A 304-nucleotide genomic window follows, 5' to 3' on the forward strand; every position below is an offset into this window, starting at 1 on the left:
CCGGCACACGCCTGACGAACTCGGTCTGCCCTTTGCCCTGTGGAGCCGGGCAGCGGTGCGGATGCTGATCGAACGGCAGTGTGGGGTCCGGCTGGCGGTGCGTACGATGAGCACCTACTTGGCGCGCTGGGACTTCACGGCCCAGAAGCCGCTCCGCCGCGCCTATGAGCAGTCACCGAAGGCGGTGCGGCGCTGGCTGCGGCAGGACTATCCGGCCATCGTGGCGCAGGCCAGACGGGAGAAGGGCACGATCTTCTGGGAGGATGAGACCGGCCTGCGCTCCGACGATGTGCGCGGCCGCAGC

1 protein-coding gene is annotated in these 304 nt (G+C 69.4%); it reads left to right on the forward strand.

Annotated elements, in window-relative coordinates; translation table 11 throughout:
* Window positions 1-304, forward strand: a 304-nt coding sequence (locus KBI52_RS00505; RefSeq protein WP_210804749.1) for a winged helix-turn-helix domain-containing protein, incomplete at both ends; no start/stop codon positions are given.

The sequence above is a fragment of the Microvirga sp. HBU67558 genome (genome assembly GCF_018069605.1).
Classification (GTDB): Bacteria; Pseudomonadota; Alphaproteobacteria; order Rhizobiales; family Beijerinckiaceae; genus Microvirga; species Microvirga terrae.